This window comes from Catenuloplanes japonicus (assembly GCF_000717135.1).
Taxonomy (GTDB): Bacteria; Actinomycetota; Actinomycetes; order Mycobacteriales; family Micromonosporaceae; genus Catenuloplanes; species Catenuloplanes japonicus.
This window is the reverse complement of the sequence record NZ_JNXY01000012.1, coordinates 14896-30096: the sequence shown is the minus strand read 5'-3', so window position 1 is coordinate 30096 and position 15201 is coordinate 14896. Positions and strand designations below refer to the sequence as shown.

Below are 15201 nucleotides of genomic sequence, written 5' to 3'. Positions count from 1 at the left end.
AATGGGCTCGTGACCTCCTCTACTGAAAACCGGACCAGCCTCTGGGGCGGCCGCTTCTCCGGCGGGCCCGCGGAGGCGCTCGCCCGTCTCTCCGTCAGCGTGCAGTTCGACTGGCGGCTCGCACCGTACGACCTGGCCGGCTCCCGGGCCCACGCCCGGGTGCTCGCCCACGCGGGCCTGCTCGACGCGGAGGAGCTGGGCAAGATGCTCGCCGCGCTCGACGACCTGGAGGCCGCCTGCGCGTCCGGCGCGTTCCGGCCCACGGTCGAGGACGAGGACGTGCACACCGCGCTCGAACGCGGCCTGCTCGAACGCCTCGGCACGCTCGGCGGCAAGCTGCGCGCCGGCCGCTCCCGCAACGACCAGGTCGCCACCGACCTGCGCCTCTACCTGCGCGATCACGCCCGCGGCGTGGCGCTGCGCCTGGTCGAGCTGGCCGACGCGCTGACCGAGCAGGCCGAGCGGCACATCGAGACGCCGGCGCCCGGCATGACCCACGTGCAGCACGCGCAGCCGGTCACGTTCGGTCACTGGCTGCTCGCGCACGTCCAGCCGCTGCTGCGCGACCTGTCCCGGCTGCGGGACTGGGACGCGCGCGCCGCGGTCAGCCCGCTCGGCTCCGGCGCGCTGGCCGGCTCGTCGCTGCCGCTCGACCCGGTGCAGGTCGCCAAGGAGCTCGGCTTCGCCACCGCGGCGCCGAACTCGATGGACGCGGTCGCGGACCGGGACTTCGTGGCCGAGTTCCTCTTCATCACCGCGATGGTCGGCGTGCACCTCTCCCGCCTCGGCGAGGAGGTCGTGATGTGGACGTCGCAGGAGTTCGGCTGGGTCGAGCTGGACGACGCGTTCGCCACCGGGTCGTCGATCATGCCGCAGAAGAAGAACGCGGACATCGCGGAGCTGGCCCGGGGCAAGTCCGGCCGGCTCATCGGCGGCCTGGTCACGGTGCTGACCATGCTCAAGGGGCTGCCGCTGACCTACGACCGGGACATGCAGGAGGACAAGGAGCCGGCGTTCGACGCGGTCGACCAGCTCCAGCTCGTGCTGCCCGCGCTGGCCGGGATGATCTCCACGATGACCGTGCGCGCGGACCGGCTGGCCGCGGCCGCGCCGGTCGGCTACACGCTGGCCACCGAGGTCGCGGACTGGCTGGTCCGCAAGAACGTGCCGTTCCGGGAGGCGCACGAGATCACCGGGAAGCTGGTCGCGCTGTGCGTGGCCCGCGACTGCGCGCTGGACGAGGTGTCGGACGAGGACCTGGTCGCGATCTCCTCGCACCTCGACCCGGACGTCCGGTCCGTGCTGTCGGTGAAGTCCGCGCTGGCGGCCCGCAAGACGTACGGCTCCACCGGCCCCGGCCCGGTCCGCGACCAGCTCGCCGCCGCCGCGGACACGCTGGTCACCTGGCGTGCCTGGGCGTCGGAGACGGTCGTCCCGCGCTGATCATCACCGCCCGGCCCGTCATCCGGGCCGGGCGGTCCGCGCCCACGGCGTACCTGTGCCGCCGCCACTCCCCGCGAACGTTGCGTGATGGTCCTAAGACCGGGCGGTGAACCTGCCGAAAGGCCGTAGCCAGCGAATAGGCCGCGCGTGGAATGTGGTGGGATGGGTCGATGGAACTGGAGCTGACCCCGTGGGCCGAGGAGGACCTCGGCCTGCTGCGCCGGATCAACGTGCCGGCGATGAAGGGGCACCTGGGCGGGCCGGAGCCGGAGGAGAAGATCGTCGACCGGCACCGGCGGTACGTGCACATGAGCATCACCGGCACCGGCGTGATGTTCCGGGTGGCGCTGCCGCCGGAGCGCACGCCCGTGGGCAGCATCGGCTACTGGGACCGGGAGTGGAACGGCAGCACGGTCTGGGAGACCGGCTGGAGCATCCTCAACGACTTCCAGGGGCGCGGCATCGCGTCCGCGGCCGCCCGCCGGGTGGTCGCGCTCGCCGCGGCGGACGGGCGCCGGCAGTGGCTGCACGCGTTCCCGAAGACGGACAACGAGGCGTCGAACCGGGTGTGCCGCAACGCCGGGCTGTCCCTGGTCGGCGAGTGCGACTTCGAGTTCCCGGTCGGCACGCCGATCCGCTGCAACGAGTGGAAGCTGGATCTAAAGACCGTCGGCTAGCGTCTGCTCCAGGTTGTCCAGGCAGGCGCGGACCGCGCCGAGCACGCCCGCCCGGTCGCCGAGCGCGGAGAGCGCCAGGCGCGGCGGCACCAGCGTGCGGGCGCGCAGGTGCCGGTCGAGCGCGTCCAGCAGCGTCGGGCCGCCACGGGACACGCCGCCGCCGATCACCACCAGCTCCGGGTCGAGCACCAGCAGCGCCGGGGCCAGGCCGCGGGCGAAGCGGGCCGCCACCGTGTCGATCGCGGTCAGCGCGACCGGGTCGCCGTCCGCCGCGGCCCGCAGCACCGCGGACGGGTCCGCGCCGCCGAGCCGGCCGATCGCGTCCGCGCCCACCACGCGTTCCAGCGGTCCCATGCCGTCGACCAGGGACGGCGACTCGTCCAGGTCGATGAAGCCGATCTCGCCGGCCGCGCCGGACCGGCCCCGGTGCAGCCGGCCGCCGACCGTGATCCCGGCGCCGATCCGCGAGCCCCAGTGCACGAACATCACGGTGCCGGCCTCGGTCGCCACGCCCTGCCAGCGCTCCGCGAGCACGGACAGGTTCACGTCGTTCTCCACCAGCACCGGGCAGCGGAACATCCGGCCCAGCTCCGCGTCGAGCGGCAGCGACGCCCAGCCGGGGATGCTGGGCGCGAGCCGGAACGTGCGGTTCGCCGGGTCCGCGATGCCGGGGGAGCCGATGCAGACCGCGTGCACCTCGTCCTCGGTGCGGCCGGCCTGACGCAGCGCGGCCCGTACCGTGTCCGCGATCAGGGTCATCAGCTCCGGGCCGTCGCCGGCGCCCTCGGTGGGGACGCGGATCTCCGCCAGCGGACGCCCGATCAGGTCGGTGATCAGCGCTATCGCCTTGTGCGGGCCGACGTCCACGCCGGCCAGGCAGCCCGCGCCCGCACGGAACGTGACCAGCTGCGCCGGCCGTCCCTTGCGCGGCGAGGCGTCCGCGTCCGTCACCGGCTCGATCCAGCCCGCGTGTTCCAGCAGCGTGAGCGCCTGGGCGACGGTGGGCCGGGTCAGACCGGTCCGGGCCATCAGATCCGCGACACGCTGCGGCCCGCCGGTGCGCAGCGCCGTCAGAACGGCGCTCGCGTTCAGCCGCCGCAGAACGTGCGGGCCGCTTCCCCTTGACTCGGTGCTCATGACGGAGCAGAGTACCTCTTTATTAAAGAAGGCTCCTTTATTAAGTCGGCCGTGTCCCGGCCGAGGAGGCCGCACCCATGCTCGACACAGACTTCGCATCGCGCACCGCCATCGTCGCCGGCGCGGCCCACCCGATCGGGCGGGCCGTCGTGGCCGAGCTCGCCGTCCGCGGGGCCAGGGTCATCGCGGTCGACGTGATCACCCCCGCCGAGGGCCTGGACCGGATCATCGGGGTGGGCGCCGGCCACGCGCCGTCCGACTTCGTCGACCGGGCGATCCTGGCCTGCGACGCGCTCGGCGCGACCCCGGACATCCTGGTCAACTGCCCGATCGGCATCCCGCACCCGAACGCGGTGCACCTCGGGCTGTCCGGGTTCGTCACGCCCGGCGGCGCGATCGTCAACGTCGCGGAGGCACCCGCCGTCCCGGACGGCGCACGGTCTGCCTCGATCGCGCTGTCCGGGATGACCCGGCTGATGACCGACCGGCTTCGCGACCGCCGCGTCCGGGTCAACGGGGTGCTCGCCGCCGGCCTCGCCGAGCCGGACCTGCCCATGCCGGTGCTGCCACCCACGCCGGTCGGCCGTGCGGGCTGGGCCGACGAGGTCGCGCGCTGCGTGGCGTTCCTCGCCTCACCGCAGGCGTCCTATGTGGCCGCGGCGGTGCTGCCGGTCGACGGCGGGCTCGGACTCATGCGCCCCGAGCCGGCCGGATACTGGCACCGCAACTCCTGCACCACCCGTGAACCCGCTTTCGCACACTGAACCCCCCGAGGAGTGCTCCATGCAGCGTCGCGGTCGTATCGCGCTCGCCGCTCTCACCGGTCTCGCCGTCGTGGCAGGCCCGGCCCTACCCGTTTCCGCCTCCCCCGCGGTGAAAGGGCTGCCGCTCGGACCGGCCGGGCTCCCGGAGACCCGGACCACGCAGACGCTCGCGCCCGGCGTCGTCCTGACCACGATCACCCGCGGTAAGGCCGACCCGAACCAGGTCTACTGGACGATCGGCATCAACATCCCGCTCGGCGAGGTCCTGGAGGACCCGGACCCAGACGCGGACAAGGGCGCGCTCGGCACGGCGGCCAAGGCGCAGGCGGTCAAGGCGCAGCTGCTGGCGAACCCGGCCGTCGCCGCGGAGCTGGCCGCGCGCGGCTGGGAGCCGCGCATCGAGGCGGTCGACTACGCCCCCACGCTCACCGGGTACCGCGGCGGGCTGATCGGCTACACGCTGCGCATCGGCCGGTTCGCGGACCGGGCCGCCACCGCCTCCCTCATCAGCACGCTGGCCGCGGCCGGGTTCTCCGCGTTCGCGCTCAACACCGGCCAGGACGGGCGCCCGACCAGCACCGGGCCGTGGCTGCTGCGCGTGCTCACGGTGGACCCGGACCGCTTCCGCGGCAAGGTCACCTCCTCGGTCGGCGACGCGATCTCCGGGCAGCAGACCACCAGCTCGATCGCGGCCGCGGCCGGCGCGGTCTACGGCGTCAACGGCGGCTACTTCACGATCAACCCCAACGACGGCACCCCGGGCGTGCCGGCCGGCCTCAGCGTGCTCCACGGCACGCCGGTCACGGCCGCGACCAACAACCGCGCCGTGCTCGTGCTCCGCGACAACGGGCGACGAGCCGAGATCGAAAACCTCTCCAGCCGGTACGCGCTGCGCTTCGGCACCGGCCGCACGCACCTGGTCGACGCGCTCAACCGGCTGCCCGGCAAGATCCGCGACTGCGGCGGCGTCGGCGGCGACCAGCCCACCGAGCGGCCCGTGCACGACTTCACCTGCACCGACCCGGACGAGATCGTGGTCTTCACGGACGGCTACGGCGTGCCGACACCGACCGGGCCGGGCGTCGAGGCGCTGATCGACCGCACCGGCCGGGTCGTCACGGTCCGCGACCGGATCGGCGGGACGGTGCCGGCCGGCCACCGCATCGTGCAGGCCATCGGCACGGACGCGGCCTGGCTCACGGCGAACGCGCGCGTGGGTGCGCTCCTGACCCTGGACACCACCGTGGTCGACGCGCGCGGGCGCACGGTCTGCTTCGGGCCGCGTGACTTCGTGGTCAACGGCGGGCCGCAGCTGGTCAGCGACGGACGGGTGGCGGTCAACCCGCTGGCGGACGGGCTCGTGCACGAGGATCCGTCGCTCGGGCTGCCGGACTCGGCGCTGGGCGCGTCGTTCGGCTACAACTGGTTCATCCGCGACAACCCGCGTACCGGGGCCGGCGTCGACCGTCAGGGCCGGCTGATCCTGATCCAGGTCGACGGGCGCCAGGCCGGGATCAGCCAGGGGCTGCCGATCAAGGAGTTCGCGGAGGTCTTCAAGTCCCTCGGCGCGGTCGAGGCGATCAACCTCGACGGCGGCGGCTCCTCCGCGACCGTGGTCAACGGCACGCTGATCAGCTCCCCGTCCGACCTCAACTCCGCAGGCCAGCCGACCGAGCGCGCCACCGGCGACGTCATCCTGGTCAACGCCCGCTGACCGTCGCCGTCCCCACCGTGATCGGGGCGCCCCTCATGTCGTTCCACCGAGGTCAATGACGCCTGGATCACCGCGCACCATGATCGGGGCGTCCCTCATGTCGTCTTCCCACGACATGAGGGACGCCCCGATCGCGTGTCAGCCCGTGATCACCTCGTGGGTGGCGAGCGCGGCGGTGCGCTGCTCCACCAGCGTGCGCAGCGTGGCACTGTCGGTCGCGGCCACCTCGGGATCCGTGGTGGCGAGCCGGGCCGCGATCACGTCCAGCTGCCGCAGCGCGGCGCCGCCGGCGAAGAGCCGCTGGTAGAGGTCGCGGTAGACCTCGGTGTAGACGGCCTTGAACGAGGCCGACTCCAGCGCCTTCTCCTTGAGCGCGTTCCCGCCCATCATCCGGCCCCCGCCGGGGCCGCCAGCCTCGCCGCGTTGCTGGAACTGCGGCATTCCCTGCCCGCCCGCCGGAACCTGTCCCTCGGTCCCCGGAGCCTGCTGTCCCCGGCCTCCGCCGCCGAACGAACCCGCGTCGAACGGTCCCTGCGTCGCCTGGCCCTGGAACGTGAGGTTCAGGTCCCAGGTCACCACGGAGATCTTGCGCGTCGCCAGGTCGTACCGCAGGTAGTAGTTCTGTCCCGGCCCGCTCATGTCGTCGAAGTTGAGCAGCAGGTTCTGCAGCGCGACGTAACTGGCGAACGACCGCACGTCCACCCGGTCCGCGAGCCCGGCGTCGAACTCCTCCGCGCTCGCCTCGCCGACCCACTTCATCAGCGCGATCACCGGCGCCAGATCCTGACTGCCGACCAGGTTGATCTGCTTGAAGTCGTTCACGTAGCCGGTCGGATCATCACCCTTGTACGTGAACGAGCCGGTCGACAGCGCCTTGTAGAGCACGGAGCCGTCGAGCTCGTCCGCGAACTGCTCGTCCGGGTGCTCGATCAGCAGCCGGGTGACGGCCGGGCGGTCGTTGACCGAGAACGTGGAGTAGGTGTAGCGCTGGATCGGCTCACCGGTGAGCGCGATCAGGTCCAGGGCCAGCGCCTCGTTCATCACGCTGGACGTGGAGCCGCTGCCCACCCGTACCGCTATCTCCTGATGCCCTTGATAGCGCCGGCCCTCGACGAACTCGTCGAACTTGATCAGCCATGGCAGTTCCTCCGGCCGCGCGGTGTCCAGCGAGACGCGCCCGCCCATCCCGCCACCGCCCGGCCCGGCCTGTCCACGCTGACCGGCACCGCCGGCATCGGCCCCGCCGGGAAAGCCCTGGAAGCCCTCCGGAGGCGCGCCGCCCGGCCCCTGACCCCCACCCGGGAACCCGCCGCCGCCGGGACCGCCACCGCGCTGGTTGCGCTGCTGTGCCACCCCGTCGCGCGCCAGCCCGCCCAGCGTGGAATTCCCCTTCAGCCGGATCCCCACGCTCGGCACCACGGTCCCGTCGATGGTCAGGTCCGCCTCGACGTACTCCTTGTCGCCCTTGTCGAAGTAGTCGTCGAGCATCCGCTGGTAGTCGTCGTCCGTGAACGACAGCCGCAGGTCGTGCGCGGCGGCCGAGTCGAAGATGTCCACGGTCCCGGCGACGTCCTCGGTCACGGCGGCGCCGGACAGGTCGGACGGGCTGAACACGTACGGCCGGATCCGCTCCGACCCGAAGAGCAGCCCGACCACGCCCAGGAACGCCAGCGACACCCCGACCAGCCGCCAGTTCTGCCGCAACCGCACCGGGAGGCGGCGCCTCAGCAACCGCATCAGAGATCCGTCTGGTCGTAACCGGTCAGCACCGTGACACGCTGCCCGCCGGTCCGCTCGCCGAGCGCGGTGATCAGCTCGGACGGCTCCGTGCCCCGCTTCAGCCGGACCGTGTAGAGCAGCTCGGTCAGCGCGCCGCCGCGGATCGACTCCATGCTGACCAGCTCGAACTCGGTGGTGAGCCGGACCAGCACGTCCCGCACGCCCTCCGTGTAGTCGCCGTCCGGCGGCACCTGCACCTTGACCACCTGCCGCTGCACGTCCAGGTGGTACCAGTTGAAGCGCTGCATGATCACGATGACCAGGCAGATCGCGACCGTGGCGATCACCGCGAGCGTGTAGAACCGGGTGCCGGCCGCCATGCCGACGCCCATCACCAGGAAGATGAACCCGACGTCCCGGGTCTCCTTGATCGCGTTCCGGAACCGGATCACGGACAGCGCGCCGACCAGCGCGAACGCGCGGGCGATGTTGGAGCCGACGACCAGCATGATCAGCGAGATGAGCATGCCGAGGATGACCAGCGTCTGCACGTACGACTGGGAGTAGGACACGTTGCGGTGGGTGAACCGGTACACCCAGCCGATGATCGCGCTCAACACGAACGACAGCGCCAGCACCACGGCGACGTCGCCGCTGCTGAACGTGCCGGTGAGGTCCTGCACCTCGAACACCTAAACCTCCACTGGAGCGGACCGATCCGGCGAGGCCGGATCGGAGAGGGGGACGTGGAAGACCGACCGGGGCGCGCGACCGAACGCCTCGACGGCCTGGCAGTACTTGGACATGCGGATGACACCGAGCCCGTGCCGGGCGGTCAGGTCGGTCATCCAGTACGGGACGCGGTCGTTCGCCTTGACCTCCAGCACCGCGAGGCCGGCCGGCACGATCAGCCGGTTCTCCGCCTCCGCGCCGAGCTCCAGGTCGCGGTCCCGGCCGCGCACCCGGTGGTCGAGCGTGACACGCAGGCCCAGGTCGGCGCCGCGGCCGACGAACGCCTCACGCTGATATCCGGTCATCGCGACCGGCCGCAGGTCGAGCCCGGAGATCAGGCCGAGCAGCTCCTGGAGGAACGCGGCCTCGCGCGGCGAGTGCTCCACCATCCGCCGCCCGTCGCACAGCTCCCGGGCCTGCCGGTACGGCAACCGCACGCGCCGCTTCTGGGTGACGCGGTTGACCCGCTGCTTGATCTCGACGTAGACCGGCGTGTCGTCGGCGATCGTCTTCCCGTCGCCGTAGTGCCGCACCCGGATCTTGCGCCGGAACTTCAGGCCCTCGATCTTCTCCCAGTAGAAGCGCAGCTGCCGGGTGTCGTAGTAGACGCTCCACACCGGATAGCCGCGCTCGCCCGCGTGCGCGTCCCGGTCCAGGTGCGCCGCGAACGCGTCCCGCAGCGCCGGCGCCGCGGACTGCGGCACCAGGTACTTGATCTCGTACCGGTTGAACGCGTGCAACCGGCTCGGCGCCCGCAGCGAATGCCCCGGCTCACCCGGGTCCGGCACCGGCTGCTCGCGCGGCTTCTCCGCGCGCCGCCACCTAAGGCGCATCGACAACCCTCCGTCCTCATGCCGTACGTCGGCGGCATGAGGAAACCGGGTGCCGCTCAAAGCGGGCTCATAGCCGACCGGCGTATCGCTGGGAACGGAGGGTTAACGCAAGGTGTATGGCGAGGTGAGAGCAGGTGGACAGAAAATCTGAAATTATTCGGCGAGCACCGCCAGCACCGCGTCGCCGTACCGGGCCAGCTTCGCCTCACCGACGCCGCTGACCGTGGCCAGCTCGGCCAGCGAGGACGGCTTGCGGGCCGCGATCTGCTTCAGCGTCGCGTCGTTGAACACGATGTAGGCCGGAACGGCCTGCTCCTTCGCCGTCGCGCCACGCCAGGTGCGCAGCTTCTCGAACAGCGGCGCGTCGGCCGGATCCAGATCCGCGGGGGCCGCCTTGACGCCGCCGGCCGCGGAGGCCGAGGAGCGCGAGCGGGACTTCGACGGCCGTTTCGGCTCGGTGCGCAGCATGACCGTGCGCTGCCGGCCCAGCACCTCGCGGCTGCCGTCCGTCAGGACCAGCACGCTGTAGTCGCCCTCGACCGCGAGCAGCCCCTGCGCGATCAATTGCCGGGCCACGCTGCGCCACTGCGCCTCGTTCAGATCCGCGCCGATGCCCCAGGTGGACAGCTCCTGGTGCCGGCCGCGCCGCGTCTCGTCCGTCTCGCGGCCGAGCAGCACGTCGACGGCCTTGCCGACGCCGTACTTCCGGTTCCGCTCACGGTGCAGGCGCAGGATCGTGGAGAGCAGCTTCTGCGCGGGAATCGTGCCGTCCCACTGCTCCGGCGCGGTCAGGCACGTGTCGCAGTTGCCGCACGCCTTCGCCTCCTCGCCGAAGTAGTTCAGCAACTGGACCCGGCGGCACTGCACGGTCTCGCAGAGCGCCAGCATCGCGTCCAGGTGCGTCGACAGCGACCGCTTGTGCGCCAGGTCGCCCTCGGACTGCTCGATCATCCGGCGCTGCTGGACGACGTCGTTGTACCCGTACGCCAGCCAGGCCGTCGACGGCTGCCCGTCCCGCCCGGCGCGGCCGGTCTCCTGGTAGTAGCCCTCCACCGACTTCGGCAGGTCCAGATGGGCGACGAACCGCACATCAGGCTTGTCGATGCCCATGCCGAACGCGACCGTGGCCACCATGACCAGGCCCTCCTCGCGCAGGAACCGGGACTGGTTCCGCGCCCGGACGCCCGCGTCGAGACCGGCGTGATACGGCAGCGCGGGTATCCCTTCCCGCGACAGGAACTCCGCCGTCTTCTCCACCGAGGCGCGCGACAGGCAGTAGACGATGCCGGCGTCACCCCGGTGCTCCGTGCGCAGCAGCTCCAGCAACTGCTGCTGCGGCCCGTCCTTGGGCACGATCCGGTACTGGATGTTGGGCCGGTCGAAGCTGGCCACGAAGTGCTTCGCGTCGGACAGCTTCAGCCGGGTCGCGATCTCCGCGTGCGTGGCGGACGTGGCGGTCGCGGTCAGCGCGATGCGCGGCACATCCGGCCAGCGCTCGTGCAGCATGGACAACTGCAGGTAATCCGGCCGGAAGTCGTGGCCCCACTGCGACACACAGTGCGCCTCGTCGATCGCGAACAGCGAGATCTTGCCCCGGTCGAGCAGCTGCTGCACCCCGGGCGTGCCGAGCGCCTCGGGCGCCAGATAGAGCATGTCGAGCCGCCCGCCGACGAACTCCTGCTCCACCATCCGCCGCTGATCCATCGTCAGCGTCGAGTTCAGGAAGTCGGCGCGGACGCCGAGCGCGCGCAGCGCATCCACCTGGTTCTGCATCAGCGCGATCAGCGGGGAGATCACCACGCCGGTGCCGGGCCGGACCAGCGCCGGAATCTGGTAACACAGCGACTTGCCACCACCGGTCGGCATCAGGACCAGCGCATCCCGGCCCTCGACCACGGTCTCGATGATGTCCTGCTGGCTGCCGCGGAACGAGTCGTAACCGAAGATGCGGCGCAGCACCTCGGCCGGACCGGCACCGGTCAGATCCGGCGCCTCCGGCGGCGCGGGCACGCCGGCCGGGGTCGCCTCCTCCCAGCTGCCAAGATCTTCCTCATCGGCCCAGTACTCCGCCGGCGGCTCGTCGTCCACCGGCCAGTCGCGCTCCTCGTCCACGGCGGCGACTCTACCGACCCCCACCGACAACAGCCGACCCCGCGGACCCGGAAACCGCCCGATCGGTCACGTCGTTTTCTCCCGGCTCTCTTGTGGGCGGCCGGGCAGGGCTGAGACGGTGATGAATGTGACGTACCCGGGCGAGCCGTGGCATCTGAAAGGCCGCATGCACGTCTCGGTGTGGCTCGTTCCCGCCGCGGCGTTGCCGGCACACCCGCAGGGCCTGGCGGCGCCGCCGCTGCGGATCTTCGGCCGGGTGCCGGTGGGGGCCGCCTGGGTCAGTTACGAGCCCGGCGGCGTGCTCACCTATCGGGAACTGCTCAGCGCGCGCCTGGTCCGCGACCGGGGACGGGTGCGGGCGACGATCACGGAGATCTGGGTCGACAGCGAAGCCTCGCGCGACGGCGGGCGAGAGCTGTGGGGAATCCCGAAGGACCTGGCGGACCTGGTGACGGAGTCCTCTCCGATGTCGGCCGGCGGCATCGCGCGGGCGGTGCTGCGGCGAGGGGTGGGGTTTCCCGGGCGCGTGCCGCTCCGGCTGCGTCTCCTGCAGATGCTCCACGGCCGGCCCAAAGCCGCGGGGGTACGCGGGAGCGCGGCGCTTCGCCTCGGCCGGGTGGATTGGGAGGTGGTGAGGGAGGGGCCGCTCGGGTATCTGGGCGGGAGGCGGCCGCTGGTGACGTTGAGTCTCACCGGCTTCGACGTGTGGTTCGGGTCGGGGTAGGAAGCCGGGCCCGGGTCGGCCCGTGTTCCAGCGTTTTGCGCCGTCGGGTGCCGTGTCGTCCTGCCCCGTGATGAAAGAGGGAGCTATTGGTCGAAATCGGCCGGGTTCAGGCGGGCGGTGCGGTGGATGTATTCGGTGGCGGAGCCGGGCCAGTTGGTGGCGATGCGGCCGGTGGGGGTGGTGTACCAGTTGTGGCAGGCGGTCCAGATGCTGGTGGAGAGGCGGTGTTGCATCTCGGCGTCGTGGGCGGCGGCGCGGGTGGGGGAGACGGCGAGTGGGGCGGCGCCGGTGGCCAGGAGGCGGACGGCCTGGACGATGTAGCGGGCCTGGGCCTCCTGGAAGAGGATGACGGAGGTGGTGCCGGTGTTCGTGTTGGGGCCGTAGATCAGGAACATGTTGGGGAAACCGGGGACGGTCATGCCGAGGTGGGCGTGCGGGCCGTTGCGCCAGGTGTCGGGCAGGGTGATGCCGTTGCGGCCGGTGACGGTGATGGGGGCCAGGAAGTCGGTGGCGGTGAAGCCGGTGCCGTAGACGATGGTGTCGGCCTCGTGCAGCGTGCCGTCGGCGGCGCGGATGCCGTGCGGCTCGACGGCGGTGATGGTGTCGGTGACCAGGGTGACGTCGGGGCGGGCGAGCGCGGGCAGCCAGGCGTTGGTGAAGAGCGTGCGTTTGCAGCCGAGCGGGATCGTGGGGGTGACCTGGGCGCGGAGGGCGGGGTCGCGGATCTGCCAGTGGCGTTGCAGGGTGGAGAGCGTGGTGACGAGCGTGCGGGCGACGGGGTCGCCGGTGATCGCGCGCGTGGCGAACCAGGCCAGCAGCAGCGTGCCGGCGCGCGCGAGCCGCATGGTCCAGGGTGATGGGTGGCCGTACCGGCGATCGGGTTTGGGGATGAGCCAGGGGGCGGTGCGCTGGAAGACGGTGATGTGGGCGGCGTCGCCGGCGATCGCGGGGACGAGCTGGATCGCGCTGGCGCCCGTGCCGATGACGGCGACGCGGCGGCCGGTGACCGTGACCGTGTCGTCCCAGCCGGTGGTGTGCAGCTGGCGGCCGGCGAACGTGTCGGCGCCCGGAAGGACCGGTACGGCCGGTTTCGACAGTTGGCCGACGGCGGGGACCAGCACGTCCGCGACCAGCGAGGAACCGTCCGACAGAAGCAGATGCCACCGTCCGGACTCCCAGCGCGCGGACGTGACCTCGGTGTTCAGGCGGAGGTGCGGCGTGATGCCGAGCTCGGTGGCGCAGCGCCGGACGTAGGCGAGGATCTCGTCGTGCGGGGGAAAGCGCCGTGACCAGTGCGGGTTCGGGAAGAACGAGTAGGAGTAGAGCGGCGCGGGCACGTCGCAGGCGCAGCCGGGGTAGCGGTTGTCGCGCCACACGCCGCCGATCTCGGCCGCGCGTTCCAGCAGCACGAAGTCGGTGAAACCGGCGTGGCGCAGCAGCGCGGCGACCGCGATCCCGCCCAGGCCGGCCCCGATGACGGCGACGCTCGGCATGCCGCAGAACCTAGCATAAATTTAAATGCGCGAATGTCTTACCAGGATCCGGCGGTAGGCGCGCAGCACGAACGTGGGCCGCTGTTCCGGCTCCTCGGCCAGCGTGACCGGCGTGTCGAGCAGCGCGGTCAGGCCCGCCTGCAGCTCCAGCCGGGCGAGCGGCGCGCCCAGGCAGAAGTGCAGGCCGGCGCCGAAGCCCACGTGCGGGTTCGGGTCGCGGGCGGCGTCGAAACGGTCCGGGTCCGCGAAGACCAGCGGGTCCCGGTTCGCGGCGCCGAGCAGTGCGGCGATCTGGCCGCCGGCGGGCACGGTCACGCCGCCGACCTCGACATCGGACACGGCGGTGCGCACGAACAGGTGCAGCGGCGGGTCGTAGCGGATCATCTCCTCGACCGTGGACGGGACCAGTGACCGGTCCGCACGCACGCGGGCCAGCTGCCCGGGGTGCCGGGTCAGTGCCACCCAGCCGCCGCCGAGCGCGTTGACCGAGGCCTCGTGACCGGCGTTGAGCAGCAGGATCGCGGAGGCGACCAGCTCGTCCTCGCTCAATCGGTCGCTCCCGTCCCGTACCCCCGTCAAATGGGTCATCAGGTCTTCGCGGGGTTCACGCCGGCGGAGATCAGCCAAGGAGCGCATATAGGCGGCAAAATCTGCCGATGCCCGCAGTGCGGCGTCCTCCACGGCGGGTGTGCGTGACGGCTCGTACATCCGCACGATCGCGGCCGACCACGGCCGCAACAGGTGACGGTCGGCCACCGGGACGCCGAGCAGCTCCGCGATCACGTCCACGGCCAGCGGCTCCGCGAAGTCGGCCAGCAGGTCGAACGTGCCGTCCTGCGCGGACAGCAGCTCCCGGGCGCGCGCGGCGATCGCGGGGCCGAGCCGCGTCACGTGCCCGCGCCCGAACGCGGACGCCACCAGCGATCGCAGCCGGGTGTGCGCCGGCGGCTCGTTCTCCATCATCTGATGCCGGTGGAGCAGGTTGAACGGGGCATATCGGCCGGCCGGCTCCCGGTCCCGCCAGATCCGGCCCAGACGCCGGTCCCGCAGCACGGTCTGCACCGTGGCGTGGCTCGCGGCCAGCCACATCCGCGACGGCGCGTGCCAGCTGACCGGGCCCTGTTCCCGCAGCCGGGCCAGCACCGGGTAGGGATCCCTGATCAGCTCCCGGTCCGAGAAGTCGATCGCCATCGTCCTACCCTAGGGCGCATGGCCGAGATCACCACCCGTCCCGTCACCGTGGCGGACGCGCCCGCGCTCGCCGCGCTGCTCACCGCGAACCGCACGTTCATGGCCCCCTGGGAGCCGGTCCGCCCGGACGAGTACTTCACGCCCGACGGCCAGGCCGCGATCATCGCCACCGGGCTCGTGTCCGGCGCGATCCTGCACGTCATCCTGGAGGACGGCGAGATCGCCGGCCGCGTCAACCTCAACAACGTGGTCCGCGGCCCGTTCCAGTCCGGCAGCCTCGGCTACTGGGTCGACGGGAATCGCACCGGGCGCGGCATCGCCACCGCGGCGGTCCGCGCGTTCATCCCGATCATCTTCGGCCGCGAGGGGCTGCACCGGATCGAGGCCGGCACGCTCCCGCACAACCACGCCTCCCAGCGCGTCCTGGCCCGCAACGGCTTCCAGCGCTTCGGCGTCGCGCCCCGCTACCTCAACATTGCGGGCGAATGGCAGGACCACATCCTGCACCAGCTCCTGGCGGAAGACCTTTAAGACCTTCATATTCCCGCTTCCGGCGTGGTCCGGCAGCGTTGCTCCCGCGGGCCGGCGGTGCCGCCGTGGTCACCGAAGACCCGACCGGTTGCCGGACGGTTTCGCTCAGGTTCACCCACGGCGCTCCGATC

The 15201-nt window shown here is 71.9% G+C and carries 13 protein-coding genes; 6 read left to right on the top strand and 7 right to left on the bottom strand.

The features are described from left to right. Positions 1–9: 9 nt before the first annotated feature. Together argH and OP04_RS18750 are read left to right on the top strand one after the other, a co-directional pair. The gene (gene argH / locus OP04_RS18755) at positions 10–1443 is read left to right on the top strand and encodes an argininosuccinate lyase (RefSeq protein ID WP_408606764.1); all 1434 of its coding nucleotides are present in this window, start codon (positions 10–12) and stop codon (positions 1441–1443) included. Between the two features lie 170 nt (positions 1444–1613). Continuing rightward, positions 1614–2120 carry a GNAT family N-acetyltransferase gene (locus OP04_RS18750; protein WP_157240019.1) on the top strand — a complete coding sequence of 169 codons (507 nt, stop codon included), beginning with the start codon at positions 1614–1616 and terminating at the stop codon, positions 2118–2120. On the opposite strand, the gene OP04_RS18745 is transcribed toward OP04_RS18750, so the two are convergent. Next, a complete protein-coding gene (locus tag OP04_RS18745; RefSeq protein ID WP_033341042.1) occupies positions 2103–3257 on the bottom strand; it encodes an ROK family transcriptional regulator in 1155 nt (384 codons plus the stop codon). The genes OP04_RS18750 and OP04_RS18745 overlap by 18 nt on opposite strands. A 77-nt stretch (positions 3258–3334) precedes the next feature. Between OP04_RS18745 and OP04_RS18740 the strand changes: the two genes are divergently transcribed. Together OP04_RS18740 and OP04_RS18735 are read left to right on the top strand one after the other, a co-directional pair. Beyond that, a complete protein-coding gene (locus tag OP04_RS18740) occupies positions 3335–4021 on the top strand; it encodes an SDR family oxidoreductase (protein ID WP_033341041.1) in 687 nt (228 codons plus the stop codon). Positions 4022–4040: 19 nt separating this feature from the next. Beyond that, entirely contained in the window at positions 4041–5735 is a 1695-nt protein-coding gene (locus tag OP04_RS18735) for a phosphodiester glycosidase family protein (protein ID WP_033341040.1), read from the top strand. Between the two features lie 138 nt (positions 5736–5873). Here OP04_RS18735 and OP04_RS18730 read toward each other — a convergent pair whose 3' ends face one another. The 4 genes from OP04_RS18730 to recQ all read right to left on the bottom strand — a co-directional run bounded on the left by OP04_RS18730 (position 5874) and on the right by recQ (position 11029). Then, positions 5874–7472: a CotH kinase family protein gene (locus OP04_RS18730; protein WP_033341039.1), complete on the bottom strand. Its 1599-nt coding sequence runs from the start codon at positions 7470–7472 to the stop codon at positions 5874–5876. Continuing rightward, positions 7472–8146 carry a DUF4956 domain-containing protein gene (locus tag OP04_RS18725; RefSeq protein WP_033341038.1) on the bottom strand — a complete coding sequence of 225 codons (675 nt, stop codon included), beginning with the start codon at positions 8144–8146 and terminating at the stop codon, positions 7472–7474. Before OP04_RS18725 ends, OP04_RS18730 begins: the two co-directional genes overlap by 1 nt. Beyond that, the gene (locus OP04_RS18720; RefSeq protein WP_033341037.1) at positions 8147–9019 is read right to left on the bottom strand and encodes a polyphosphate polymerase domain-containing protein; all 873 of its coding nucleotides are present in this window, start codon (positions 9017–9019) and stop codon (positions 8147–8149) included. Between the two features lie 153 nt (positions 9020–9172). Continuing rightward, positions 9173–11029, bottom strand: a complete 1857-nt coding sequence (gene recQ, locus OP04_RS18715; RefSeq protein ID WP_085066589.1) for a DNA helicase RecQ — start codon at positions 11027–11029, stop codon at positions 9173–9175. 229 nt (positions 11030–11258) lie between these two features. Here recQ and OP04_RS18710 point away from each other — a divergent pair, with 229 nt between their 5' ends. After that, positions 11259–11855, top strand: coding sequence for an acetoacetate decarboxylase family protein (locus OP04_RS18710; protein ID WP_232323636.1), 597 nt, complete (start codon positions 11259–11261; stop codon positions 11853–11855). A gap of 83 nt (positions 11856–11938) precedes the next feature. On the opposite strand, the gene OP04_RS18705 is transcribed toward OP04_RS18710, so the two are convergent. Together OP04_RS18705 and OP04_RS18700 are read right to left on the bottom strand one after the other, a co-directional pair. Next, positions 11939–13348: a flavin-containing monooxygenase gene (locus tag OP04_RS18705; RefSeq protein ID WP_033341035.1), complete on the bottom strand. Its 1410-nt coding sequence runs from the start codon at positions 13346–13348 to the stop codon at positions 11939–11941. A gap of 21 nt (positions 13349–13369) precedes the next feature. Then, the gene (locus tag OP04_RS18700) at positions 13370–14539 is read right to left on the bottom strand and encodes a cytochrome P450 (protein WP_033341034.1); all 1170 of its coding nucleotides are present in this window, start codon (positions 14537–14539) and stop codon (positions 13370–13372) included. Between the two features lie 18 nt (positions 14540–14557). Here OP04_RS18700 and OP04_RS18695 point away from each other — a divergent pair, with 18 nt between their 5' ends. Beyond that, a complete protein-coding gene (locus tag OP04_RS18695) occupies positions 14558–15070 on the top strand; it encodes a GNAT family N-acetyltransferase (protein ID WP_033341033.1) in 513 nt (170 codons plus the stop codon). Positions 15071–15201 lie beyond the last annotated feature (131 nt).

Excerpts from the sequence above, each read along its gene's own strand:
- OP04_RS18705 (WP_033341035.1), bottom strand. The coding sequence starts at position 13,348 with ATGCCGAGCGTCGCCGTCATCGGGGCCGGCCTGGGCGGGATCGCGGTC.
- OP04_RS18700 (WP_033341034.1), bottom strand. The coding sequence starts at position 14,539 with ATGGCGATCGACTTCTCGGACCGGGAGCTGATCAGGGATCCCTACCCG.
- OP04_RS18750 (WP_157240019.1), top strand. The coding sequence starts at position 1,614 with ATGGAACTGGAGCTGACCCCGTGGGCCGAGGAGGACCTCGGCCTGCTG.
- OP04_RS18695 (WP_033341033.1), top strand. The coding sequence starts at position 14,558 with ATGGCCGAGATCACCACCCGTCCCGTCACCGTGGCGGACGCGCCCGCG.
- OP04_RS18745 (WP_033341042.1), bottom strand. The coding sequence starts at position 3,257 with ATGAGCACCGAGTCAAGGGGAAGCGGCCCGCACGTTCTGCGGCGGCTG.
- OP04_RS18735 (WP_033341040.1), top strand. The coding sequence starts at position 4,041 with ATGCAGCGTCGCGGTCGTATCGCGCTCGCCGCTCTCACCGGTCTCGCC.
- OP04_RS18720 (WP_033341037.1), bottom strand. The coding sequence starts at position 9,019 with ATGCGCCTTAGGTGGCGGCGCGCGGAGAAGCCGCGCGAGCAGCCGGTG.
- OP04_RS18740 (WP_033341041.1), top strand. The coding sequence starts at position 3,335 with ATGCTCGACACAGACTTCGCATCGCGCACCGCCATCGTCGCCGGCGCG.
- OP04_RS18730 (WP_033341039.1), bottom strand. The coding sequence starts at position 7,472 with ATGCGGTTGCTGAGGCGCCGCCTCCCGGTGCGGTTGCGGCAGAACTGG.